Source organism: Streptococcus mitis, from assembly GCF_000960005.1.
Lineage (GTDB): Bacteria > Bacillota > Bacilli > Lactobacillales > Streptococcaceae > Streptococcus > Streptococcus mitis_CK.
Map to the genome: position 1 here is coordinate 446,956 of NZ_JYGP01000002.1, position 23,800 is coordinate 470,755.

General features: G+C 40.0%; 25 protein-coding genes. All 25 read left to right on the forward strand.

The annotated features are described in order from the left end of the window. Window positions 1-135 precede the first annotated feature (135 nt). The 25 genes from TZ90_RS03570 (at window position 136) to TZ90_RS03690 (ending at window position 23,769) form a co-directional block, all read left to right on the forward strand. On the forward strand, window positions 136-933 hold the full coding sequence (locus TZ90_RS03570; protein WP_045611508.1) for a formate/nitrite transporter family protein: 798 nt from the start codon (window positions 136-138) through the stop codon (window positions 931-933). Window positions 934-1,225: 292 nt separating this feature from the next. Then, window positions 1,226-2,023, forward strand: a complete 798-nt coding sequence (locus TZ90_RS03575) for a formate/nitrite transporter family protein (RefSeq protein ID WP_045611509.1) — start codon at window positions 1,226-1,228, stop codon at window positions 2,021-2,023. 147 nt (window positions 2,024-2,170) lie between these two features. Further along, the gene (locus TZ90_RS03580) at window positions 2,171-3,451 is read left to right on the forward strand and encodes an O-acetylhomoserine aminocarboxypropyltransferase/cysteine synthase family protein (protein ID WP_045611510.1); all 1,281 of its coding nucleotides are present in this window, start codon (window positions 2,171-2,173) and stop codon (window positions 3,449-3,451) included. A gap of 95 nt (window positions 3,452-3,546) precedes the next feature. Further along, complete coding sequence (locus TZ90_RS03585; RefSeq protein ID WP_045611512.1) at window positions 3,547-4,821, forward strand: DUF2130 domain-containing protein; 1,275 nt, start codon at window positions 3,547-3,549, stop codon at window positions 4,819-4,821. A gap of 191 nt (window positions 4,822-5,012) precedes the next feature. Beyond that, the gene (locus tag TZ90_RS03590) at window positions 5,013-5,219 is read left to right on the forward strand and encodes a hypothetical protein (protein WP_033681691.1); all 207 of its coding nucleotides are present in this window, start codon (window positions 5,013-5,015) and stop codon (window positions 5,217-5,219) included. Next, on the forward strand, window positions 5,197-6,033 hold the full coding sequence (locus TZ90_RS03595) for a hypothetical protein (RefSeq protein WP_045611513.1): 837 nt from the start codon (window positions 5,197-5,199) through the stop codon (window positions 6,031-6,033). Before TZ90_RS03590 ends, TZ90_RS03595 begins: the two co-directional genes overlap by 23 nt. A 74-nt stretch (window positions 6,034-6,107) precedes the next feature. Beyond that, entirely contained in the window at window positions 6,108-6,986 is an 879-nt protein-coding gene (gene truB, locus TZ90_RS03600) for a tRNA pseudouridine(55) synthase TruB (protein WP_045611514.1), read from the forward strand. Between the two features lie 110 nt (window positions 6,987-7,096). Continuing rightward, entirely contained in the window at window positions 7,097-7,735 is a 639-nt protein-coding gene (gene udk, locus TZ90_RS03605; RefSeq protein WP_001181376.1) for a uridine kinase, read from the forward strand. Window positions 7,736-7,860: 125 nt separating this feature from the next. Continuing rightward, on the forward strand, window positions 7,861-9,201 hold the full coding sequence (gene xseA, locus TZ90_RS03610) for an exodeoxyribonuclease VII large subunit (RefSeq protein ID WP_045611516.1): 1,341 nt from the start codon (window positions 7,861-7,863) through the stop codon (window positions 9,199-9,201). Further along, window positions 9,179-9,391, forward strand: a complete 213-nt coding sequence (locus TZ90_RS03615) for an exodeoxyribonuclease VII small subunit (protein WP_045611517.1) — start codon at window positions 9,179-9,181, stop codon at window positions 9,389-9,391. Before xseA ends, TZ90_RS03615 begins: the two co-directional genes overlap by 23 nt. Further along, a complete protein-coding gene (locus tag TZ90_RS03620) occupies window positions 9,388-10,263 on the forward strand; it encodes a polyprenyl synthetase family protein (RefSeq protein WP_045611518.1) in 876 nt (291 codons plus the stop codon). The genes TZ90_RS03615 and TZ90_RS03620 overlap by 4 nt, the downstream gene beginning before the upstream one ends. Beyond that, window positions 10,256-11,071 carry a TlyA family RNA methyltransferase gene (locus TZ90_RS03625; RefSeq protein ID WP_045611519.1) on the forward strand — a complete coding sequence of 272 codons (816 nt, stop codon included), beginning with the start codon at window positions 10,256-10,258 and terminating at the stop codon, window positions 11,069-11,071. The genes TZ90_RS03620 and TZ90_RS03625 overlap by 8 nt, the downstream gene beginning before the upstream one ends. Continuing rightward, complete coding sequence (locus tag TZ90_RS03630) at window positions 11,064-11,495, forward strand: arginine repressor (protein WP_001034401.1); 432 nt, start codon at window positions 11,064-11,066, stop codon at window positions 11,493-11,495. The genes TZ90_RS03625 and TZ90_RS03630 overlap by 8 nt, the downstream gene beginning before the upstream one ends. 6 nt (window positions 11,496-11,501) lie before the next feature. Beyond that, window positions 11,502-13,169 (forward strand): DNA repair protein RecN, encoded by a 1,668-nt coding sequence (gene recN / locus TZ90_RS03635; protein ID WP_045611521.1) that lies wholly within the window; start codon window positions 11,502-11,504, stop codon window positions 13,167-13,169. A gap of 1 nt (window position 13,170) precedes the next feature. After that, window positions 13,171-13,899 carry a metallophosphoesterase family protein gene (locus TZ90_RS03640; RefSeq protein ID WP_045611522.1) on the forward strand — a complete coding sequence of 243 codons (729 nt, stop codon included), beginning with the start codon at window positions 13,171-13,173 and terminating at the stop codon, window positions 13,897-13,899. Window positions 13,900-13,977: 78 nt separating this feature from the next. Next, window positions 13,978-15,801 (forward strand): translation elongation factor 4, encoded by a 1,824-nt coding sequence (gene lepA / locus TZ90_RS03645; protein ID WP_045611523.1) that lies wholly within the window; start codon window positions 13,978-13,980, stop codon window positions 15,799-15,801. A gap of 261 nt (window positions 15,802-16,062) precedes the next feature. Continuing rightward, window positions 16,063-16,539 carry a PTS sugar transporter subunit IIA gene (locus tag TZ90_RS03650; protein WP_000521973.1) on the forward strand — a complete coding sequence of 159 codons (477 nt, stop codon included), beginning with the start codon at window positions 16,063-16,065 and terminating at the stop codon, window positions 16,537-16,539. 38 nt (window positions 16,540-16,577) lie between these two features. After that, window positions 16,578-16,883, forward strand: a complete 306-nt coding sequence (locus tag TZ90_RS03655) for a PTS sugar transporter subunit IIB (RefSeq protein WP_000590547.1) — start codon at window positions 16,578-16,580, stop codon at window positions 16,881-16,883. A 47-nt stretch (window positions 16,884-16,930) separates the two neighbouring features. Beyond that, window positions 16,931-18,406 (forward strand): PTS galactitol transporter subunit IIC, encoded by a 1,476-nt coding sequence (locus TZ90_RS03660; protein ID WP_045611525.1) that lies wholly within the window; start codon window positions 16,931-16,933, stop codon window positions 18,404-18,406. 99 nt (window positions 18,407-18,505) lie between these two features. Then, a complete protein-coding gene (locus tag TZ90_RS09875; protein ID WP_080890724.1) occupies window positions 18,506-19,402 on the forward strand; it encodes an aldose 1-epimerase family protein in 897 nt (298 codons plus the stop codon). A 285-nt stretch (window positions 19,403-19,687) separates the two neighbouring features. Next, entirely contained in the window at window positions 19,688-20,113 is a 426-nt protein-coding gene (gene lacA, locus TZ90_RS03670) for a galactose-6-phosphate isomerase subunit LacA (protein ID WP_000029277.1), read from the forward strand. 148 nt (window positions 20,114-20,261) lie between these two features. Further along, window positions 20,262-20,777, forward strand: a complete 516-nt coding sequence (gene lacB, locus TZ90_RS03675) for a galactose-6-phosphate isomerase subunit LacB (protein ID WP_045611527.1) — start codon at window positions 20,262-20,264, stop codon at window positions 20,775-20,777. Window positions 20,778-20,787: 10 nt separating this feature from the next. Beyond that, window positions 20,788-21,717, forward strand: a complete 930-nt coding sequence (locus TZ90_RS03680; RefSeq protein WP_045611528.1) for a tagatose-6-phosphate kinase — start codon at window positions 20,788-20,790, stop codon at window positions 21,715-21,717. A gap of 1 nt (window position 21,718) precedes the next feature. After that, complete coding sequence (gene lacD / locus TZ90_RS03685; RefSeq protein ID WP_001229114.1) at window positions 21,719-22,699, forward strand: tagatose-bisphosphate aldolase; 981 nt, start codon at window positions 21,719-21,721, stop codon at window positions 22,697-22,699. Between the two features lie 233 nt (window positions 22,700-22,932). After that, window positions 22,933-23,769, forward strand: a complete 837-nt coding sequence (locus tag TZ90_RS03690) for a PRD domain-containing protein (protein WP_045611529.1) — start codon at window positions 22,933-22,935, stop codon at window positions 23,767-23,769. Window positions 23,770-23,800 lie beyond the last annotated feature (31 nt).

A 23,800-nucleotide genomic window follows, 5' to 3' on the forward strand; every position in this document is an offset into this window, starting at 1 on the left:
CTGGTTCTTTTTATATTGCTTTATAAGCATGTTAAGTAATGATAAATCAATACAAATACTAGCATTTTTCAAAAACAATTACCTATTTTAATATTTTTTGTTATAATACTAAATATAAAAAAATAGGAGACGTTTATGAGTTCGTCAGAGTTTATTTCGAAGATTGATTATTATTGCCACAAGAAAGAAAGTCTTTTCAAGCAAAGTAAGTTAAAGTATGCGATTCGTTCTATGTTTGCAGGTGCTTTTTTAACCTTCAGTACAGCTGCTGGTGCTATTGGTGCAGATTTACTTAATAGTATTGTTCCAAGTAGTGGGTATTTCCTGTTCCCATTTGTTTTTGCTTGGGGGCTGGTTTATATTGTCTTCCTAAATGCGGAATTGGTAACTTCCAATATGATGTATTTAACAGCAGGTGCATTTTTGAAAAAAATTGATTGGAAAAAGGCAATTATTATTTTACTTTATTGTACTTTGTTTAATCTCATTGGTGCTTTGGTGGCTGGATGGGCCTTTGCCAACTCGTCAGCCTTTTCGCATTTGACCCATGATAGTTTCCTTCCTAAGCTTGTAGCCAAGAAATTGGCGCGTCCAAGTGATTTAGTCCTGCTTGAGGGAATTCTTGCCAATGTATTTGTAAATATTGCCATTCTCTCATCTATATTAGTCAAAGACGGTGCTGCCAAACTATGGATCATTTTATCAGCTATTTCCATGTTTGTCTTCTTGTCCAATGAGCACATCGCTGCCAATTTTGCTTCCTTTAGTATTATGAAATTCAGCATGATTGCTAATCAAGTACCTCACTTTGATCTTCCAAATATCCTTCGACATTGGGGTGTAACCTTTATTGCTAACTTTATAGGTGGAGGTCTTCTGATTGGTTTACCGTATGCCTTTCTAAATAAGAATGAAGATACATATGTTGATTAAGAAGAGTCAGTGTATCAGGGAGAATCAGAACGATTCTCTCTTTTTCTTTTACAAAATAGGCTTGCAGAGAAAATCGTTTTGTAAATTGTAACAACAAAATATATTAAGTAGAATAAAAGTTATTCCATGCAACCTCAATATTCTGATAATAAAAAATTCTAAAAGCTTGTTATTAAAACAATGTAAACGATTGCTGGATTTATAAATTTATTAAAAATACAATTAGGAAAGGCTTTTCATTATATCGATTTTATGTTATAATTATCACAAATAAAAGTTTTAGGAGTTTATTATGGTTTCTTCAGAATTTATCTCAAAGATTGAATTTGCTTGCAAGAAGAAGGAAAGTCTTTACAGTCAAAGCAAATTTAAGTATGCGATTCGTTCTATGTTTGCAGGTGCATTTTTAACCTTCAGTACTGCTGCTGGTGCAGTTGGGGCTGACTTGATTAATAAAATCGCATCAGGTAGTGGACGTTTCCTATTCCCATTTGTCTTTGCTTGGGGATTGGCCTACATTGTTTTCTTGAATGCCGAGTTGGTAACATCAAACATGATGTTCTTGACTGCGGGTAGTTTCTTGAAAAAAATCTCTTGGAGAAAGACAGCTGAGATTTTACTTTACTGTACCTTGTTCAACCTTATCGGAGCCTTGATAGCAGGTTGGGGATTTGCTCATTCGGCAGCCTATGCAAATCTGACTCACGATAGTTTCATATCAGGGGTTGTTGAGATGAAGTTAGGCCGCTCAAATGAATTAATCTTGCTTGAGGCGATTTTGGCAAATATTTTCGTAAATATTGCGATTCTTTCATTTGTTTTGGTCAAAGATGGTGGTGCCAAACTTTGGCTTGTGTTGTCAGCGATTTACATGTTTGTATTCTTAACAAACGAGCACATTGCGGCGAACTTTGCTTCTTTCGCGATTGTAAAATTCAGTGTTGCTGCTGATTCAATTGCTAACTTCGGTGTTGGAAATATTCTTCGTCACTGGGGTGTAACCTTCATCGGAAACTTTATCGGAGGAGGCCTCCTGATGGGTCTTCCATATGCCTTCCTCAATAAAAATGAAGATACTTATGTAGATTAAGAAAATGAGCACGATTGAGTCGTGCTTTTTTCGTTTTTAAAATAGAGTAATAGCTATTTCTTATATCAAAATATAGAAAACTGATATTTGTAAACTATAACTTAAGGTGCTACAATATCCTTAATCAAACTATTTGGAGGTCGTTTTATGACTCGTGATTTTAAATTTGAAACCTTACAATTGCATGCTGGGCAAGTAGTTGATCCAGCAACCAAGTCTCGTGCAGTGCCGATTTATCAAACAACATCCTTCGTTTTTGATGATACGCAGGAAGGTGCCGATCTTTTTGCCTTGAGAAAACCAGGCAACATCTATACTCGTATTACTAATCCTACAACGGCTGCCTTTGAAGAAAGAATTGCTGCCCTTGAAGGTGGTGTGGGAGCTCTTGCAACAGCATCAGGTATGGCCGCAGTGACTTATACGATTTTGGCACTTGCCCATGCTGGTGACCATGTCGTAGCAGCATCAACTATTTACGGTGGAACTTTCAATCTCTTGAAAGAAACCCTTCCTCGTTATGGGATCACAACAACCTTTGTCGATGTGGATAATTTGGAGGAAGTAGAAGCAGCTATCAATGACAATACCAAGCTTGTCTTGATTGAAACCTTGGGCAACCCCTTGATTAACATTCCAGATTTGGAAAAATTGGCAGAGATTGCTCATAAGCATCAGATTCCTCTCATTTCAGATAATACCTTTGCTACACCGTATTTGATTAACGTCTTCTCTCACGGTGTAGATATTGCTATTCACTCTGCGACTAAGTTTATCGGTGGGCATGGTACGACTATTGGTGGAGTGATTGTCGATAGCGGTCGTTTTGACTGGGCGGCTTCAGGAAAATTCCCTCAATTTGTTGAGGAAGACCCAAGCTACCACAATTTGAGCTATACTCGTGATGTAGGTGCGGCTGCCTTTATTATCGCTGTTCGTGTTCAATTGCTCCGTGATACAGGTGCAGCCTTGTCGCCATTTAATGCCTTCCTCTTGCTTCAAGGACTTGAAACCCTTTCACTTCGTGTGGAACGTCATGTACAAAATGCAGAGAAAATTGTTGATTTCCTTGTCAACCATCCTAAGGTAGAAAAGGTCAATTATCCAAAACTAGCAGATAGTCCTTACCATGCCTTGGCTGAGAAATACTTGCCAAAAGGTGTTGGCTCAATCTTTACTTTCCATGTTAAAGGTGGAGAGACAGAGGCTCGCAAGGTAATTGATCATTTAGAAATCTTTTCTGACCTTGCAAACGTAGCAGATGCCAAATCGCTTGTTGTCCATCCAGCGACAACCACTCACGGTCAGTTGTCAGAAAAAGACCTAGAAGCAGCAGGTGTCACACCAAATCAAATCCGCTTGTCAATCGGTCTTGAAAATGTAGAAGATTTGATTGAAGACTTGCGCTTGGCCTTGGAAAAAATTTAAAGAAAAAGAAGATAAACAGTGGGTTTCGACTCGCTGTTTTTGATTTTCCCTCAGGCATGATATAATGGATAAAGAAGTCTAGAAAGAGGAACGATATGAACGAAATCAAATGTCCCAACTGTGGGGAAGTATTTACAGTAAATGAAAGCCAGTATGCCGAACTCTTGTCCCAAGTGAGAACGGCAGAGTTTGATAAGGAACTGCATAATCGCATGAAGCAGGAACTGGCCTTGGCTGAGCAAAAGGCCATGAATGAACAACAGTCTAAACTAGCTCAAAAAGACCAAGAAATTGCGCAATTACAGAGCCAAATCCAAAACTTTGATACAGAAAAAGAATTGGCCAAGAAAGAAGTTGAACAGACAAGCTATCAGGCTCTCTTGGCTAAGGACAAGGAAGTGCAGGCCTTGGAAAACCAATTGGCCACCTTGCGTTTGGAACATGAAAATCAACTACAAAAGACCCTTTCTGACCTTGAAAAAGAACGTGATCAAGTCCAAAATCAGCTCCTCTTGCAAGAAAAGGAAAATGAGTTATCTCTAGCTTCACTCAAGCAAAACTACGAAGCTCAACTCAAGGCAGCTAGCGAACAAGTCGAATTTTATAGGAATTTCAAAGCCCAACAATCTACAAAAGCTATCGGGGAAAGTCTGGAACACTATGCAGAGAGTGAGTTTAACAAGGTCCGCAGTTTTGCTTTTCCAAATGCCTACTTTGAGAAGGATAACAAGGTCTCTGCGCGTGGCTCTAAGGGGGACTTTATCTTCCGTGAATGTGACGAAAATGGGGTTGAAATCATTTCCATCATGTTTGAAATGAAAAATGAAGCGGACGGAACAGAGAAGAAGCACAAGAACGCGGATTTTTACAAGGAATTAGACAAGGACCGTCGGGAGAAGAACTGCGAATATGCTGTTTTGGTGACCATGCTAGAGGCAGATAACGACTACTTTAACACAGGGATTGTAGACGTCAGCCATGAGTATGAAAAGATGTATGTGGTTCGTCCTCAATTCTTTATCCAATTGATTGGGCTCTTGCGTAATGCGGCGCTAAATTCCCTAAAATACAAGCAGGAGTTGGCCTTGGTTCGGGAGCAAAATATAGACATCACTCATTTTGAGGAAGACTTGGATGCCTTTAAGCTAGCTTTTGCCAAGAACTATAATTCAGCTTCTACCAACTTTGGTAAGGCAATCGATGAAATCGACAAGGCCATCAAACGCATGGAAGAGGTTAAAAAGTTCCTAACAACATCTGAAAACCAACTCCGCCTTGCAAACAATAAATTGGAAGATGTTTCCGTCAAAAAATTGACCCGGAAAAATCCAACCATGAAAGCGAAATTCGAAGCTCTGAAGGGGGAGTAGCCTTAAATATGAAATAACTTTAAAATAGTCGTATGTCTACATTAAATATTTACAACTTTATGTACAGGAAACGGAGAGCTATTTAGAAAGATAAAACTGATATGAGTTCTTACCGTACGTCACCTATGTGAAAGAGCATAATCAGGTTAATAAGATTATGCAACAGTTAAATTTACTAACGAGACAGGATTGTGGAAGGTATATCATGGAGAATAGGTTTAAAACTGGGGAAAGAGGTAGTTGCTACAGTTTTTGTTATTGGTACTTTAATTAATGGTGATACAGTTAGTGCATCGACATTTGGCTTTGGAGTCTTGATAGCGATTCTAGTAATTGCGATCGACTTCTTATATTTAAGTTCTACAATGGAGGATAATGGTGAAAGAGATAATAAATAACTATTCGTTGAAAATATCTAGATTTGAAATTCCCAAATTATATAATTTGACAAAAATAGTATACATTTGCTTAATTCCTATAGTTTGCCTATCATTTATAGGCATGGTTGTTGAATTATTTAAAGGTGGGGAAATGAATTTTATGAAATTCATTACTTATACGGTAGTATGTTTTGGGTTTGAGACATTGATTTCATTAAACAATAAACTGGTTAAATTAGCTGTAGATAATATCTTTTTGACGGATATTAATTTCGACAAGCACATAAATTATTATCATTATGTAGCTGAACACTCCGTTAAGTCTCAACAGATGTTCAATAATGCAAATTATTTACTAGCTATTGCCCAATCGTCATACTACCAAGGAAAGTTTGAAGAAACACTTGATAATTTGGAACGAATAAATTTTGAGGATAAAAATTTTAATAAGAAATTTGAAATCGAATTATCCACAACTTACTTTAAGATTCTTTCTCTAATCCATGCTGATAAGACAGAGGGAATTTCGCACCAAATCGATATGTTAGCTACATTAAAAGTTCGAACAAATTCTCAGGTTGTTAGGAAGACGAATGTAATAAACATAATAAAAGCTATAGAGTATCTTGTTTTAAATAAAAAATCAAACGACTACTTCGACACTACTGAACCAGAAAATAAGCTATCCCGAATCATGTTCTCTTATTACGGAGCTCTTAATGCTCAGCTAAAAGGAGATGAAGCTCATGCTCGTAGTTTGTTTGAAAGTATCGCCCATGAAAATCCAGAACTCTTTTATGTTCAGAAAGCTAGGAAGTATTTAGAAAAATGAGCTGGTATAGTTTTAAAATCTGTATAAGATAGAATATGTTGATGTAAAGTGAAAAGGGAATTAGAAAGTAACAAATGAACGGTATTATCAACTTAAAAAAAGAAGCGGGAATGACCTCGCATGATGCAGTTTTTAAACTGCGTAAGATTTTGGGAACCAAGAAAATTGGTCATGGTGGGACCTTGGATCCGGATGTGGTGGGTGTTTTGCCGATTGCGGTTGGCAAGGCGACACGCATGGTCGAGTTTATGCAGGACGAGGGCAAGGTCTATGAGGGGGAAATCACTCTGGGCTATTCCACGACGACAGAGGATGCTAGTGGGGAAGTGGTCGCTGAGACACCCGTTCTGTCGCCCTTGGATGAAAAGCTTGTCGATGAAGCAATCGCTAGTTTGACTGGGCCTATTAACCAGATTCCACCTATGTATTCAGCTGTTAAGGTTAATGGTCGCAAACTCTATGAGTATGCGCGTGCAGGTCAAGAAGTAGAGCGTCCAGAGCGTCAGGTTACGATTTATCAATTTGAGCGGACAAGTCCGATTTCTTATGAGGGTCATCTTGCACGATTTACTTTTCGTGTAAAATGTAGCAAGGGAACCTATATTCGTACATTATCGGTTGACTTGGGAGAGAAGCTTGGTTATACGGCTCATATGTCACACCTAACACGTACTAGTGCAGCAGGTTTTCAACTAGAAGATGCTCTTACCTTGGAAGAAATTGCTGAAAAAGTGGAGGCTGGCCAATTGGACTTTCTCCATCCTCTAGAGATTGGGACAGGCGACCTTGTCAAAGTTTTCCTATCCCCAGAACAGGCTACAGAAGTGCGCTTTGGTCGTTTTATCGAGATAGACCAAACAGACCAAGAATTGGCTGCCTTTGAAGGCGATACATTGCTAGCCATTCTAGAAAAACGGGACAATCTCTACAAGCCAAGGAAGGTTTTTATCTAATCTAACTGGAGTGTGGGGATGGAATTCTTCCCCTAGACTATCCAAATCAGACTATAAATTTTGCAAAAAATGTGATAGAATAGACGACGGATAAAAAAACGGAGGATAGCATGCAAAATAGACCAATCATTATCGGAGTGACAGGTGGTTCTGGTGGAGGAAAAACCAGTGTTTCAAGGGCAATTTTATCGCATTTTCCTGATGAAAAGATTTCCATGATTGAGCATGATTCATACTACAAGGATCAGTCTCATTTGACCTTTGAAGAGCGTGTCAAAACCAACTACGACCATCCTTTTGCCTTTGATACAGACTTGATGATTGAGCAGATTAAGGAATTGTTGGCAGGGCGTCCGGTGGACATCCCGACTTATGACTATACAGAGCATACACGGAGTAGCAAGACCTATCGTCAGGAGCCTCAAGATGTCTTTATCGTTGAGGGGATTTTGGTCTTGGAGGACAAGCGCCTGCGCGATTTGATGGATATCAAGATTTTTGTGGATACGGATGACGATGTGCGCATTATTCGTCGTATCAAGCGTGATATGGAGGAGCGTGGCCGTAGCCTTGATAGCGTTATTGACCAGTATTTAGGTGTGGTCAAACCCATGTACCACCAGTTTATCGAGCCGACTAAGCGTTATGCTGATATCGTCATTCCTGAAGGGGTCAGCAATACCGTGGCTATTGATCTGTTGACCACTAAGATTGCTAAGATTTTGGAAGAAGCTCGAAACAGTAAATAATCAGATGAGGAGGCTTGCCTCCTTTTTTATTTTTCCCTCATAATGGTACATAAATGGAGATTTTTAGGCATATTTTTGGTATAATAATACCCATGAAAGAGCAAGAAAATGAATAGTAGGTGGAGATGGAAAAGTATTTATCGGTAACAACTTTGACCAAGTATCTGAAAATGAAATTCGATAAAGACCCTTACTTGGAACGGGTCTATTTAACTGGTCAAGTTTCCAACTTTCGTAAACGACCTACTCACCAATATTTCTCCCTAAAAGATGATCATGCAGTCATTCAAGCGACCATCTGGTCTGGGATTTATCAGAAATTAGGTTTCGACCTTGAAGAAGGGATGAAGATCAATGTGATTGGGCGTTTGCAGGTCTATGAACCAAGTGGAAGCTACTCCATCATTATTGAAAAGGCTGAACCTGACGGGGTTGGGGCGCTTGCGATTCAGTTTGAACAACTCAAGAAAAAATTGACAGAAGAAGGCCTGTTTCAAGAACGCTTCAAGCAACCTCTGCCCCAATTTTCTAAGAGAATTGGTGTAGTAACCAGTCGCAGTGGAGCCGTTATTCGAGACATTATCACGACCGTCAGCAGACGCTTTCCAGGTGTTGATATCCTTCTCTATCCGACCAAGGTTCAAGGTGAAGGGGCTGCGGAGGAAATTGCTCGTAACATTGCGCGTGCTAATCAACGGGACGATTTGGACTTGCTCATTATTGGTCGTGGTGGGGGTTCTATCGAGGATCTCTGGGCCTTTAACGAAGAAATTGTGGTACGAGCTATTTTTGAGTCTCGTTTGCCAGTTATTTCTAGTGTGGGGCATGAGACGGATGTGACCTTGGCAGATTTTGTGGCAGATAGACGGGCTGCGACGCCGACTGCAGCGGCTGAACTGGCAACACCTGTGACCAAGTTGGATGTGTTGGCTCATTTGCAAAATCAGGAAAAACGGATGGCAACGGCAGTTCGAAATGTGCTATCTAAGAAACAAGAAGTTTTGAAAAAATGCAGTCAGTCAGTCATCTTTAGACAGCCAGAGCGTTTGTATGATGGTTATTTGCAACGCTTGGATCAGCTGCAACTGCGCTTAAAACAAAGTTTGCGAACACGGATTTCTGACAGCAACCAACTAGTCCAAGCAAGGACGCATCGACTGGTACAATTATCACCTGTTACCAAAATTCAACGTTATCAAGACCGTCTAGGCCAGTTGGATAAGCTATTACGTAGCCAAATGGCGCTGGTTTATGATGCCAAGGTTGCTGAAGTGAAGCGACTTTCGGAAGCCTTGCTGATGTTGGATACCAGTCGAATCGTGGCGCGTGGTTATGCTATTGTCAAAAAAGAAGAGTCCGTTGTAGATTCGGTTGAGAATTTAAAGAGAACAGACCAAGTGACGCTTTTGATGCGAGATGGTCAAGTAGAATTAGAGGTTAAAGATGTCAAAACAAAAGAAATTTGAGGAAAATCTAGCAGAACTGGAAAGCATTGTCCAAAGTTTGGAAAATGGTGAAATTGCTCTGGAAGATGCGATTACTGCCTTTCAAAAGGGTATGGTCTTGTCAAAAGAACTCCAAGCTACGCTGGACAAGGCTGAAAAGACCTTGGTCAAGGTCATGCAAGAAGACGGAATAGAAAGTGATTTTGAATGAAGAAGCAAGAAAAATTAGCTCTTGTCGAGTCGGCTTTGGAAGACTTTTATGGAGACCAGCAGTTTGCCTCTAGTTTGCGAGAGTCTGTTCTCTATTCCATTCATGCTGGTGGCAAGCGTATTCGACCCTTTCTCTTGTTAGAAGTTCTGGAAGCCTTACAAGTTACCATCAAACCTGCACACGCACAGGTGGCTGCGGCCTTGGAAATGATTCATACAGGGAGCTTGATTCACGATGATCTTCCAGCCATGGATGATGATGATTACCGTCGGGGACGCTTGACCAATCACAAGAAATTCGGTGAAGCAATGGCTATTTTGGCTGGAGATGCCTTATTCCTGGATCCTTATGCCTTGATAGCGCAGGCAGATTTGGCAAGTCAGATCAAGGTGGACTTGATTGCCAACTTATCCCTTGCTTCAGGTAGTCTGGGTATGGTGGCAGGCCAGGTTTTGGACATGGAGGGCGAACATCAGCATTTGTCTTTGGAAGAACTTCAGACCATTCATGCCAATAAGACCGGAAAACTATTAGCCTATCCATTCCAGGCAGCTGCTATCATAGCTGAATTGGCTCCTGAAATACAGGCAAAACTGAAAACTGTTGGTGAATTGATCGGATTGGCCTTTCAAGTCAGAGATGATGTTCTGGACGTGACAGCTAGTTTTGAAGAAATCGGCAAGACACCGCAAAAGGACTTGCAGGCAGAAAAGTCAACCTACCCTGCCTTGTTGGGCTTGGAAGAGGCTGTTGCATTTTGTAACCAAACTTTGGATCAAGCCGAGGCTAAATTAAAAGAAATCGCCCAGCAAGTTCCTTTTGAGATAGAATCGATTGTAAGTGTAGTAGAAAGTTTGAGAATCAATGGCTAAGGAAAGAGTGGATGTACTAGCTTATAAACAGGGTTTGTTTGAAACGCGAGAACAGGCCAAGCGTGGCGTCATGGCTGGTCTAGTCGTAGCAGTTATGAATGGAGAACGGTTTGATAAACCAGGAGAGAAAATTCCAGACGACACTGAGCTGAAACTCAAGGGCGAGAAGCTCAAGTATGTCAGCCGTGGTGGTTTGAAATTGGAGAAGGCCTTGCAAGTCTTTGATTTGTCAGTTGAAGGAGCAACAACGATTGATATTGGAGCTTCTACTGGAGGTTTTACCGATGTCATGTTGCAAAATGGTGCTGAGTTAGTCTTTGCAGTTGATGTTGGTACCAATCAATTGGCTTGGAAATTACGCCAAGACCCACGAGTGGTCAGCATGGAGCAGTTCAATTTTCGCTATGCTGAAAAGACTGATTTCGAAAAGGAACCGAGCTTTGCCAGTATTGATGTGAGTTTTATTTCTCTCAGTCTGATTCTTCCAGCCTTGCACAGAGTCTTGGCTGATCCCGGTCAGGTTGTGGCTCTGGTTAAGCCTCAGTTTGAGGCAGGACGTGAGCAGATTGGAAAAAATGGAATTATTCGAGATGCTAAGGTTCACCAAAATGTCCTTGAATCTGTCACAGCTATGGCAGTAGAGGAAGGCTTTTCAGTCCTTGGTTTGGATTTTTCTCCCATCCAAGGTGGTCATGGCAATATTGAGTTTTTAGCGTATTTGAAAAAAGAAGAGTCAGCAAGCAATCAGGTTCTTGCTGAGATTGAAGAAGTAGTAGAGAGGGCGCATAGTCAATTTAAAAATGAATAAAAAAGAGAGACTTGAAAAAATTAGACGATTTGTGACAGATTATCAAATCGGTACGCAAGAAGAAATCGTAGAACATTTGAAAGAGGCAGGCATCACTGCCACTCAGGCAACAGTATCACGAGATATCAAAGAACTGGGGATTGTCAAAATTCCTTTGAGAGACAACACCTATGTCTATGAATTGCCAAAATCAATCGTAAAAAGTTTACAACTGGCTGAAGACAATATCGAATCGGCAGAATTGATGGATAAGATGATTAATCTCCAAGTTATTCCAGGAAATACGGCTTTTGTAAAAGCTCAGTTAACAGAGACTTTTGCGGACAAGATTTTTAGCTGTTTGGCTGATGATAGTTCGATTTTAGTCATTGCCAGAAGTGAAAGTCTAGCTGAGGAAATCTTTGAACAAGTAAAAAATTGGTAGGTCTATATGTTACTTGAAATTTCGATAAAAAACTTTGCCATTATTGAGGCTATTTCCCTCAATTTTGAAAAGGGAATGACTGTCTTGACTGGTGAAACAGGCGCAGGGAAGTCGATTATCATTGATGCCATGAATATGATGTTGGGAGCTCGTGCGACGACAGATGTTATTCGTCATGGTGCACCAAAGGCAGAAATTGAGGGGCTTTTCTCAGTTGAGAATAGTCGTCTTTTACAGGAAATTTTCGATGAGCAAGGTTTGGAATTGGGTGATGAGATTATCATCCGTCGGGAAATTCTGCAAAATGGTCGTAGTATCAGCCGTGTGAATGGTCAGATGGTTAATCTGTCGGTTTTACGTGCTATTGGTCAACATCTTGTAGATATTCATGGTCAGCATGACCAAGAGGAGTTAATGCGTCCTCAACTGCACATCCAGATGCTGGATGAATTTGGCGATGTAGCTTTTTGGGAATTGAAAGAAACCTACCAGACGAGTTTTGATGCCTATCGAAAAATGCGCAAGCAGGTTCTGGAAGTTAAGAAAAACCAACAGGAACACAAGGCTCGTATTGAAATGTTGGAATTTCAAATGGCAGAAATTGAGGCAGCAAACTTGCAAGCTGGTGAAGATCTGGCTCTCAACCAAGAACGAGATAAACTCCTCAACCATAAAAATATTGCAGATACCCTAACCAATGCCTACAGCATGTTGGACAATGAAGAGTTCTCGAGTCTGGCCAATGTTCGTTCGGCCATGAATGACATGGAAAGTGTCGAAGAGTATGACCCTGACTACCGTGAAATTTCAAGCTCTCTGTCTGAGACCTACTATGTCTTAGAAGACATTAGCAAGCGTTTGGAAGCTATCATTGAGGGCCTTGATTTTGATGGCAATCGCCTCATGCAGGTTGAGAATCGTTTGGACCTTCTTCATACCATTACTCGTAAGTATGGTGGAACTGTGGATGATGTCTTGCTTTATTTTGCCAAAATTACAGAAGAATACAATCTTTTGACAGGTAATAACCTTTCGTCTGAGGACATGGAAGCAGAGCTTAAGAAGTTGGAAGTTAATCTTGTCGATTTGGCAAGTCAGCTTGCATCTGCTCGTCATGACTTGGCTCAGCAGCTTGAAGCTGAGATTAAACAAGAACTGCAAGATCTTTATATGGAAAAAGCTCAGTTTCAGGTTCGTTTTAGCAAGGGTAAATTCAGTCGTGAGGGAAATGAAATGGTTGAGTTTTATATTTCAACCAACCCTGGTGAAGACTTTAAACCCTTGGTCAAGGTTGCATCTGGTGGGGAATTATCTCGTCTCATGCTAGCCATTAAGTCTGCCTTTTCTCGTAAAGAGGGCAAGACAAGTATTGTCTTTGATGAGGTGGATACAGGAGTTTCAGGCCGTGTAGCTCAGGCTATTGCACAGAAGATTCACAAGATTGGCCAACATGGGCAGGTTCTGGCTATTTCCCATTTGCCACAAGTGATTGCGATTGCGGATTATCAATTCTTTATTGAGAAGATTAGCAATGAGCATTCAACGGTTTCGACTGTTCGTCTCTTGACGGTTGAAGAGCGAGTGGAGGAAGTTGCCAAGATGTTGGCAGGTGATGATGTGACAGAAGCTGCCCTGACGCAAGCCAGAGAATTGTTGAGAAACAGGGAGAAATAAGATGACAGACTATTATGTAATTGGAGATGTTCACGGAAAAGCTGGGATGCTGGAAGACCTTCTCAAAACATGGGATGGTCAGACCCAGTTGCTCTTTCTAGGGGATTTGATTGACCGCGGTGAAGATAGTCGCCGTGTTCTAGAAATGGTTAAGGACTTAGTGGACAATCAAGGGGCGATCTGTTTGTCAGGAAACCACGAGTATATGTTTCTGACTTGGCTCGATAACCCAGAAGAAAGTTATGACCACTATCGTCGTAATGGTGGAGATACAACTATTAACTCTATCCTAGGTCGTCCCTTGGATGCCCCAGTTGATGGAGTAGAAGATGCCCAGCGTGTTGCTACTGAAGCGGCAGATTTGGTCGAATTTATTCGTCAAATGCCATTTGTAGTAGAGACAGACAAGTATATCTTTGTTCATGCAGGTATTGATTTAACCTTGGATGATTGGCATGAAACCACAGATTATAAAAAAGTCTGGCTTAGAAAACCATTCCACGAAGCAGAAAATCATACTGGGAAAACCATTGTCTTTGGTCACACACCGGTTTATGGTTTGTTAAAGCAAGAACGAGGTACAGCTGAGCTTTGGACTACAGAAGATGGTAAGATTGGGATGGACGGAGGAGCTGTCTATGGTGGTGTCCTTCACGGGATTGTCTTTACTGACCAAGGAATGACAGAACATCACTTTATTGAAAATGACGGCTTTGTCGCTGAAGATTAGTACTCCTAGCAGGGTATGGTCTTGTCAAAATGTCAAAAACAATTTATAATAAATAGATACCCTGAAAGGAAGAGAATCATGAACTTAGAAGAATTGAAAAAACGACAGGAGAAGATCCGTAACTTCTCTATTATCGCCCATATTGACCACGGGAAATCGACTCTAGCAGACCGCATTTTGGAAAAGACAGAGACAGTTTCCAGTCGTGAAATGCAAGCTCAGCTTTTAGATAGCATGGATCTAGAACGGGAACGTGGGATTACCATTAAGTTGAATGCCATCGAGTTGAATTATACTGCAAAAGATGGGGAAACTTATATTTTTCACTTGATTGACACACCGGGGCACGTTGACTTTACCTATGAAGTTTCACGTTCGCTAGCTGCCTGTGAGGGAGCGATTTTGGTGGTTGATGCTGCTCAAGGGATTGAGGCCCAAACCCTTGCCAACGTTTATCTGGCCTTGGACAATGATTTGGAAATCATGCCCGTTATTAACAAAATTGACCTACCAGCTGCAGATCCTGAGCGCGTGCGTAGAGAGATTGAAGATGTCATTGGTTTGGATGCTAGTGAAGCAGTTTTGGCTTCTGCCAAGGCTGGAATCGGTATTGAAGAAATTCTTGAGCAAATCGTAGAAAAAGTACCAGCACCAACGGGTGATGTGACGGCGCCTCTTAAGGCTTTGATTTTCGACTCTGTTTACGATGCTTACCGTGGGGTTATCCTCCAAGTGCGTGTCATGGATGGGGTGGTCAAACCTGGCGATAAGATTCAGCTTATGAGCAATGGCAAGACCTTCGATGTGACAGAAGTCGGTATTTTTACACCCAAAGCAGTTGGTCGTGATTTTCTTGCGACTGGTGACGTTGGTTATATTGCAGCTTCTATTAAGACGGTTCAGGATACGCGTGTGGGTGATACCGTTACCTTGGCAACCAATCCTGCGGCAGAGCCATTACATGGTTACAAGCAGATGAATCCTATGGTCTTTGCGGGTCTATATCCTATCGAGTCAAACAAGTACAATGACCTACGTGAAGCCCTTGAAAAATTGCAACTGAATGATGCTAGTCTCCAATTTGAACCAGAAACATCTCAGGCACTTGGATTTGGTTTCCGTTGTGGTTTCCTTGGACTTCTCCATATGGATGTTATCCAAGAGCGTTTGGAACGTGAGTTCAACATTGACCTCATCATGACAGCTCCATCTGTTATCTATAAGGTCAACTTGACCGACGGCGAGTCTATGGATGTGTCTAACCCATCTGAGTTCCCAGACCCAACTAAGATTGCGACCATTGAGGAGCCATATGTTAAAGCGCAAATCATGGTACCGCAAGAGTTTGTTGGAGCAGTGATGGAGCTAGCTCAGCGCAAGCGTGGGGACTTTGTGACGATGGATTATATCGATGATAACCGTGTCAATGTTATCTATCAAATTCCACTGGCTGAAATCGTCTTTGACTTCTTTGATAAGCTTAAGTCTTCAACTCGCGGTTATGCAAGCTTTGACTATGAATTGTCAGAGTACCGCCCATCTAAGCTAGTGAAAATGGATATCCTTCTCAATGGAGACAAGGTGGATGCCCTCAGCTTTATTGTTCACAAGGACTTTGCCTACGAACGTGGGAAACTCATCGTTGATAAGCTCAAGAAAATTATCCCTCGCCAACAATTTGAGGTTCCAATTCAAGCAGCTATTGGACACAAGATTGTCGCTCGTACTGATATCAAGGCCCTTCGTAAGAATGTACTTGCTAAGTGTTACGGTGGTGACGTTTCTCGTAAACGCAAACTCCTTGAAAAACAAAAAGCAGGTAAGAAGCGCATGAAAGCTATCGGATCAGTAGAAGTTCCACAAGAAGCCTTTCTCAGCGTCTTGAGTATGGATGAAGAATAAGTTATCAGAAATGCCTTTCCTTGTTCATAGGAAATTTATATAATAATAAATAGTAAAGCAGGCTTAGATGGTCTGCTTTTTTAGTTTCTAGAACAGAAAAAATGTTTGAAATGTTTGTTTATATGTTTGTTTTTATATAACAAGCTATAAAAACAACAAAAATATAAAAAAAGAGACAAAAAACAACAGAAAAATATTGACAACGATTTCATATAGTGTTATACTTATAGCATAAAGTTAATGGAAAGAAGGGAAAACCTTATGGGATTAGATCATTTCTTTGACAAAAACCTTGTGTTTTGCTTAGAAGCGGATAATCAAGAACATCTCTTTGATCAGGTTGCAACTTTATTGGAAGAACGAGAAATCGTAACTCCAACTTATCGTGAAGCCTTGATTACGCGTGAAAAGTCATTTCCAACTGGCTTAGATATGGAATTTTTGGGTAAGGATTTGCCGAATGTGGCTATTCCTCACACAGATATTGTTCATAATCTAGCTGAAAAAGTTGTGGTTGTTCGATTAGAGAAACCGGTGACTTTCCACAATATGATTGCACCAGATAAGGAAGTAGAGGTATCCTTGCTCTTCTTTATCATTAATAACTCAAGTTCAAGTCAAACGAACATTCTTGCTCAGTTGATGGACTTCTTTACTGGAAATGGTCATCTTGAAGACCTATCAAAAATTTCTGATCCTGAAGCCCTCTATGCTTATATCGCTGAAGAAACTGCATAATCTTGTCTATTAAAAATATTAAATCGGAGGAAATCCATATGATTAAAATTCTTGCTGCCTGCGGTGCAGGTGTTAACTCAAGCCACCAAATTAAAAGTGCTCTTGAAGAAGAACTTTCAAACCGCGGTTTCGATGTTCACTGTGATGCGGTAATGGTCAAAGACGTTAACGAAGACCTTATCAAAGGTTATGACATCTTCACACCCATTGCTGCTACAGACCTTGGTTTTGATCCAGGTATTCCAGTTATCGAAGCTGGACCAATCTTATTCCGTATCCCAGCAATGAGCGCTCCAGTATTTGATAATATTGAAGCAGCTATCAAAGAACACGGATTAAGCTAATTTTAATTTGTTAACATTCATATAACATAAAAAAGGGAGGAACTGTTATGGATGCAATCTTTGGCCTAATCAAAGAATTTTTCACACCTATCTTAGATATGGGTGGACCTGTCATCATGTTAATCATTTTGACAGTATTGGCTTTACTTTTTGGAGTGAAATTCTCCAAAGCGCTTGAAGGTGGTATCAAACTTGCCATCGCTCTTACTGGTATCGGAGCTATCATCGGTATGCTAAATGGTGCTTTCTCAGCATCACTTGCAAAATTCGTTGAAAACACTGGTATTCAATTGAGTATCACTGACGTTGGTTGGGCACCACTTGCAACAATCACTTGGGGATCTGCTTGGACACTATACTTCTTGCTTATCATGTTGATTGTCAACGTAGTAATGCTTGCTATGAAGAAAACTGATACACTTGACGTCGATATCTTCGATATCTGGCACTTGTCTATCACAGGTCTTTTGATTAAATGGTATGCAGACAACAACGGTGTGAGCCAAGGGGTTTCACTCTTGATTGCTACAGCAGCTATCGTACTTGTTGGTGTGTTGAAAATTATCAACTCTGACTTGATGAAACCTACATTTGATGACCTTCTTAACGCACCAAGTTCATCACCAATGACATCAACTCACATGAACTACATGATGAACCCAGTTATCATGGTTTTGGATAAGATTTTTGAAAAATTCTTCCCAGGTCTTGATAAATATGACTTTGATGCTGCTAAATTGAACAAAAAAATCGGTTTCTGGGGATCTAAATTCTTTATCGGTTTCATTCTTGGTATTGTTATCGGTATTATGGGAACTCCACATCCAATTCCAGGTGTTGCCGATGCAGATAAATGGCGTCTTGTTATCAGAGGATGGTTGTCTCTTGGTTTGACTGCCGGTGTATCTTTGGAACTCTTCTCACTTATCGGTTCATGGTTCATCGCAGCCGTAGAACCACTATCACAAGGTATTACAAACGTTGCTACTAAACGTCTTCAAGGACGTAAATTCAACATCGGTCTTGACTGGCCATTCATCGCTGGTCGTGCTGAAATCTGGGCTTGTGCTAACGTACTTGCACCAATCATGTTGATTGAAGCTGTGCTTCTTTCAAAAGTCGGAAATGGTATCTTGCCACTTGCAGGTATCATCGCTATGGGTGTTACTCCAGCTCTCTTGGTTGTAACTCGTGGTAAATTGCTCCGTATGATTATCTTCGGAACACTCTTGTTGCCACTCTTCCTTCTTTCAGGTACACTTATTGCACCATTTGCAACAGAACTTGCTAAAGGTGTAGGTGCCTTCCCAGCAGGTGTGAGCGAAACTCAATTGATCACTCACTCAACTCTTGAAGGACCAATCGAAAAACTTCTTGGTTGGACAATTGGTAACACTACAACAGGTGATATCAAAGCAATCCTTGGTGCTGTAGTCTTCCTTGTATTCTATATCGGTATCTTTGCTTGGTACAGAAAACAAATGATCAAACGTAACGAAGAGTACGCAGCAAAAGCAAAATAATGCGCTCCTATAAAATGTAAATTGTTGAAACTAGGTTGTCATACCGTTTAGGAGTGACAGCCTAGTTTTTTATAAACTATTAAGAAATCGGAGAAAATAATGGTAATTGAATTAAAATCAGAACAATTAAGAGTTCAATTTAACAGTTTTGGTGGGGCTCTTTCTTCTATAAAAGATGCTGAGGGAGTTGAGTATTTGTGGCAAGGGGATGCTACTTATTGGAGTGGACAAGCTCCTGTTCTCTTTCCTATTTGTGGTTCATTGAGAGAGGATATAGCACTTTATATAGATGATAATGGACAAGAAAGTAAAGGAAAGATTCCTCGTCATGGTTTGGTTCGCAAGAAAGAATTTGAATTAGTTGAACAGACAGATAATAGTGTAACTTTTGCAATTGAAGACGATGAGAATAGCTATCAGAACTACCCTTATCATTTCCGCCTAGAAATCACTTATAGCCTTACTGGCAAGACAGTACGAACTCAATATAAGATTTTCAATAAAGAAACCAACAAGGTCATGCCTTACTTTATTGGTGGACATCCAGGCTTTAATTGTCCTCTACTTGATGATGAAGTCTATGAAGATTACTATTTAGAGTTTGAGAAAGAAGAGACTTGCTCTGTTCCACGTCCTTTCCCACAAACGGGTATGCTGGATTTTCAAGATAGAAGTCCATGGCTAGAGGGGCAAAAAGAAATAGATCTTAGTTATGATCTTTTCAGCACGGATGCAGTCACCTTAGATGACTTGCAATCTAGAACAATTGCGCTTCGTTCTCGTAAACATGATAAGGGATTGAAAGTGCACTTTGCAGAGTTCTCAAATCTTATTATCTGGTCAACTTTGAATAAAGGTCCTTTCATTGCTTTTGAACCATGGTCTGGCTTGTCAACATCCCTTGAAGAAGGAGATCATCTAGAAGATAAGAAGAATGTTCGTCTCCTAGAACCTGGTCAAGTAGATCAAATTGGTTTTGATATCGAAATTTTTTAGTTAAAAAAACACAAAAACAAACACTAACTGTTGACTTTTTCCGGAAATAGGAGTATATTATGTTTGTAAGCAACAAATGATGTTTGTCACAAACAAATAATCACTTGTTATATTCTCTTTCGTGGAGAAGAATTATTTCTAGGAAACTGATTTCCTAAACTTGAATAAGGTGTCATTCATCTCATTCAATCCAATTTGTCAATAAACTGCTAGAAAACTTTTTGTAGGTAAACTGCTAACCATAAAAGTTTTTACTAGCCTAGAAAAATAAAAGGAGTATACAATATGTCTATTGTTATCGGTGCAGATGCTGCAGGTTTGAGATTGAAAGAAGTTGTGAAAGACTTCTTGGAAAAAGAAAACTTCCACGTTGTGGATGTTACAGCTGAAGGTCAAGACTTTGTTGATGTGACTCTTGCTGTTGCTGCAGAAGTAAACAAAGAAGAACAAAACCTTGGTATCGTGATTGATGCTTATGGAGCTGGTCCATTTATGGTTGCAACTAAAATCAAAGGAATGGTTGCTGCAGAAGTATCTGACGAACGTTCAGCTTATATGACTCGTGGCCACAACAACTCACGTATGATCACTATGGGTGCACAACTTGTCGGTGATGAATTGGCTAAAAACATTGCTAAAGGATTTGTTAACGGTAAATACGATGGTGGACGTCACCAAATCAGGGTCGATATGTTGAACAAAATGTGCTAATACTCTTCAAAAATCAAGATAATCTGTCGTCAGCTCACTTTAGCTAACCTCAGTTATGCTCGCAGCTCGCTTCCTAAGCTAATCTTGATTTTTCTTGAGTAGGGATAAATGATATTAGATTTATATAATTAATCGGAGGGAATAACTAATGAGAATTGCAATTGGATGTGACCACATCGTAACAGATGAAAAAATGGCGGTTTCAGAATTTTTGAAATCAAAAGGATATGAAGTTATTGACTTTGGTACATATGACCATACACGTACTCACTACCCAATCTTTGGTAAAAAAGTAGGGGAAGCTGTAACTAGTGGTCAAGCTGATCTTGGAGTATGTATCTGTGGTACTGGTGTTGGTATCAACAACGCTGTAAATAAAGTTCCAGGTGTCCGTTCTGCCTTGGTTCGTGATATGACAACAGCACTTTATGCTAAAGAAGAACTCAATGCCAACGTCATTGGTTTCGGTGGTAAAATTACTGGTGAATTGCTCATGTGTGACATCATAGAAGCTTTCATCCATGCTGAATACAAACCATCTGAAGAAAACAAAAAATTGATTGCGAAAATTGAACACGTTGAAAGTCACAATGCTCAACAAACAGACGCAAACTTCTTCACTGAATTCCTTGAAAAATGGGATCGCGGAGAATACCACGATTAAGAGGTGACTTATGATTTTAACAGTCACAATGAACCCATCCATCGATATTTCCTATCCCTTGGATGAGTTGAAGATTGATACTGTCAATCGTGTGGTGGATGTAACCAAAACGGCTGGTGGTAAGGGACTCAATGTTACCCGAGTACTTTCAGAATTTGGGGATTCTGTTCTTGCTACCGGTTTAGTGGGTGGCAAACTTGGTGAGTTTTTGGTTGAACATATCGATAATCAAGTAAAGAAAGATTTCTTCTCAATTCAGGGAGAGACTCGTAACTGTATCGCTATTCTCCACGGTGACAACCAAACAGAAGTTCTTGAAAAAGGTCCTGAAGTATTGGAACAGGAAGGTCAAGACTTTTTGGAACATTTCAAAAAACTCTTGGAGTCAGTTGAAGTAGTAGCTATCTCAGGTAGTCTGCCAGCTGGCCTTCCAGTTGATTACTATGCGAGCTTGGTAGAACTTGCTAATCAAGCTGGTAAGCCTGTAGTCTTGGACTGCTCTGGTGCAGCGCTTCATGCGGTTCTTGAATCACCACATAAACCAACAGTCATCAAACCAAATAATGAGGAATTGTCTCAGCTTCTTGGAAGAGAAGTTTCTGAGGATTTGGATGAATTAAAAGAAGTACTTCAAGAACCTTTGTTTGCAGGTATTGAATGGATTATCGTTTCACTTGGTGCCAACGGTGCTTTTGCCAAACATGGAGACACTTTCTACAAGGTCGATATTCCTAGAATTCAGGTGGTAAATCCTGTTGGATCTGGAGACTCTACTGTGGCAGGAATTTCTTCAGGACTTCTTCACAAAGAATCGGATGCAGAATTACTCATCAAGGCAAATGTCCTTGGTATGCTCAATGCTCAAGAAAAAATGACTGGTCATGTCAACATGGCCAACTATCAAGCTCTATATGATCAATTAATAGTAAAAGAGGTATAAAATGGCTTTAACAGAACAAAAACGTGCACGCTTAGAAAAACTTTCTGATGAAAATGGTATCATCTCAGCTCTTGCATTTGACCAACGTGGTGCTTTGAAACGCCTCATGGCTCAACACCAAACAGAAGAACCAACTGTAGCTCAAATGGAAGAACTGAAAGTCTTGGTAGCAGATGAATTGACTAAATACGCTTCATCAATGCTTCTTGACCCTGAGTATGGACTTCCAGCGACTAAAGCTCTTGATGAAAAAGCTGGTCTTCTCCTTGCTTATGAAAAAACAGGTTATGACACAACAAGTACAAAACGCTTGCCAGACTGCTTGGATGTTTGGTCTGCAAAACGTATTAAAGAAGAAGGTGCAGATGCAGTTAAATTCTTGCTTTACTATGATGTAGATAGCTCAGACGAACTCAACCAAGAAAAACAAGCTTACATCGAACGCATCGGTTCTGAATGTGTGGCTGAAGATATCCCATTCTTCCTTGAAATCCTTGCTTACGATGAAAAAATTGCGGACGCCGGTTCTGTAGAATATGCGAAAGTAAAACCACACAAAGTTATCGGTGCTATGAAAGTCTTCTCAGACCCGCGCTTTAACATTGATGTCTTGAAAGTAGAAGTTCCTGTTAACATTAAATATGTTGAAGGCTTCGCTGAAGGTGAAGTGGTTTATACACGTGAAGAAGCAGCAGCATTCTTCAAAGCACAAGATGAAGCAACTAACTTGCCATACATCTACTTGAGTGCTGGTGTATCAGCTAAACTCTTCCAAGATACTCTTGTATTTGCTCATGAATCAGGTGCAAACTTTAACGGAGTTCTTTGTGGCCGTGCTACATGGGCTGGATCAGTTGAAGCATACATCAAAGATGGTGAAGCAGCAGCTCGCGAATGGCTTCGCACAACTGGATTTGAAAACATTGATGAGCTCAATAAAGTTCTTCAAACAACAGCAACTTCATGGAAAGAACGAGTGTAAGCAAGTCCTCCTGGGTTAGGAACATGAATCTAAAAAATTTTTAAAAAAGTTGTATGTAAAGGTTTACAAAATAACTTACTTGTGCTATACTTAAATCACAAGTTAATACAAGGTGAGTGTTACTAAGTAATATTAGGCATGATCACAGGTGAATTAGAAATCGGCTGATTTTCTAGTTCATTTGTGGTCATTTTTTGTACTCATATACCTTTAAGATATAAAAGGAGGTTGACATGTATCGAATTCTAAATCCAATGAATCACAATGTCTCGCTTGTCAGAAACGATAAAGGAGAAGAAGTGATTGTGATTGGTAAGGGGATTGCATTTGGAAAGAAGAAAGGGGATTTGATTGCTGAACAGCAGGTTGAGAAAATCTTTCGGATGAAGACCGAAGAGTCCAGAGAAAACTTTATGGCTCTCCTCAAAGATGTTCCGCTTGATTTTATCACAGTGACCTATGAAATCATTGATAAGCTATCAAAGAAATATCATTATCCGATTCAAGAGTATCTCTACGTAACATTGACAGATCATATTTACTGTTCTTACCAAGCTCTAGCACAAGGAAGGTACAAGGATAGTAATCTGCCAGATATTTCCACTAAGTATCCTGTCGCTTTTCAAATCGCAAATGAAGCATTTGAAATTTACCGTCAGAAGCTAGCAGATCATTTTCCTGAGGACGAAATTATTCGGATTGCTTATCATTTCATTAATGCCGAAGGTGAAAATGAAGTGGAACTTGTGGAGTCGATTGATAAGAGGAAAGAAATTCTCAGGAATGTTGAAGAAGTTTTAACGGACTATGCAATTCAACGAACTAAAGAGAATAACCATTTCTATGATCGTTTTATGATTCATTTGAATTATTTCTTGGATTATTTAGACAGATCTAGAGATGATAACCAATCACTTCTGGATATGGAAGATCATATTAAACAATCCTATCCAAAAGCGTTCGAGATTGGTTCCAAGATCTATGATGTGATTACGCAACATACGGGTCTTGATTTGTATAAAAGTGAACGAGTTTATCTAGTTCTACATATCCAACGTTTATTGTCATAAAAATTTATTTAAAACTATATAAGGAGAAATC

Coding starts and splice junctions, on each gene's coding strand:
- TZ90_RS03570 (WP_045611508.1), top strand. CDS start 136: ATGAGTTCGTCAGAGTTTATTTCGAAGATTGATTATTATTGCCACAAG.
- TZ90_RS03575 (WP_045611509.1), top strand. CDS start 1,226: ATGGTTTCTTCAGAATTTATCTCAAAGATTGAATTTGCTTGCAAGAAG.
- TZ90_RS03580 (WP_045611510.1), top strand. CDS start 2,171: ATGACTCGTGATTTTAAATTTGAAACCTTACAATTGCATGCTGGGCAA.
- TZ90_RS03585 (WP_045611512.1), top strand. CDS start 3,547: ATGAACGAAATCAAATGTCCCAACTGTGGGGAAGTATTTACAGTAAAT.
- TZ90_RS03595 (WP_045611513.1), top strand. CDS start 5,197: ATGGTGAAAGAGATAATAAATAACTATTCGTTGAAAATATCTAGATTT.
- truB (WP_045611514.1), top strand. CDS start 6,108: ATGAACGGTATTATCAACTTAAAAAAAGAAGCGGGAATGACCTCGCAT.
- udk (WP_001181376.1), top strand. CDS start 7,097: ATGCAAAATAGACCAATCATTATCGGAGTGACAGGTGGTTCTGGTGGA.
- xseA (WP_045611516.1), top strand. CDS start 7,861: ATGGAAAAGTATTTATCGGTAACAACTTTGACCAAGTATCTGAAAATG.
- TZ90_RS03615 (WP_045611517.1), top strand. CDS start 9,179: ATGTCAAAACAAAAGAAATTTGAGGAAAATCTAGCAGAACTGGAAAGC.
- TZ90_RS03620 (WP_045611518.1), top strand. CDS start 9,388: ATGAAGAAGCAAGAAAAATTAGCTCTTGTCGAGTCGGCTTTGGAAGAC.
- TZ90_RS03625 (WP_045611519.1), top strand. CDS start 10,256: ATGGCTAAGGAAAGAGTGGATGTACTAGCTTATAAACAGGGTTTGTTT.
- TZ90_RS03630 (WP_001034401.1), top strand. CDS start 11,064: ATGAATAAAAAAGAGAGACTTGAAAAAATTAGACGATTTGTGACAGAT.
- recN (WP_045611521.1), top strand. CDS start 11,502: ATGTTACTTGAAATTTCGATAAAAAACTTTGCCATTATTGAGGCTATT.
- TZ90_RS03640 (WP_045611522.1), top strand. CDS start 13,171: ATGACAGACTATTATGTAATTGGAGATGTTCACGGAAAAGCTGGGATG.
- lepA (WP_045611523.1), top strand. CDS start 13,978: ATGAACTTAGAAGAATTGAAAAAACGACAGGAGAAGATCCGTAACTTC.
- TZ90_RS03650 (WP_000521973.1), top strand. CDS start 16,063: ATGGGATTAGATCATTTCTTTGACAAAAACCTTGTGTTTTGCTTAGAA.
- TZ90_RS03655 (WP_000590547.1), top strand. CDS start 16,578: ATGATTAAAATTCTTGCTGCCTGCGGTGCAGGTGTTAACTCAAGCCAC.
- TZ90_RS03660 (WP_045611525.1), top strand. CDS start 16,931: ATGGATGCAATCTTTGGCCTAATCAAAGAATTTTTCACACCTATCTTA.
- TZ90_RS09875 (WP_080890724.1), top strand. CDS start 18,506: ATGGTAATTGAATTAAAATCAGAACAATTAAGAGTTCAATTTAACAGT.
- lacA (WP_000029277.1), top strand. CDS start 19,688: ATGTCTATTGTTATCGGTGCAGATGCTGCAGGTTTGAGATTGAAAGAA.
- lacB (WP_045611527.1), top strand. CDS start 20,262: ATGAGAATTGCAATTGGATGTGACCACATCGTAACAGATGAAAAAATG.
- TZ90_RS03680 (WP_045611528.1), top strand. CDS start 20,788: ATGATTTTAACAGTCACAATGAACCCATCCATCGATATTTCCTATCCC.
- lacD (WP_001229114.1), top strand. CDS start 21,719: ATGGCTTTAACAGAACAAAAACGTGCACGCTTAGAAAAACTTTCTGAT.
- TZ90_RS03690 (WP_045611529.1), top strand. CDS start 22,933: ATGTATCGAATTCTAAATCCAATGAATCACAATGTCTCGCTTGTCAGA.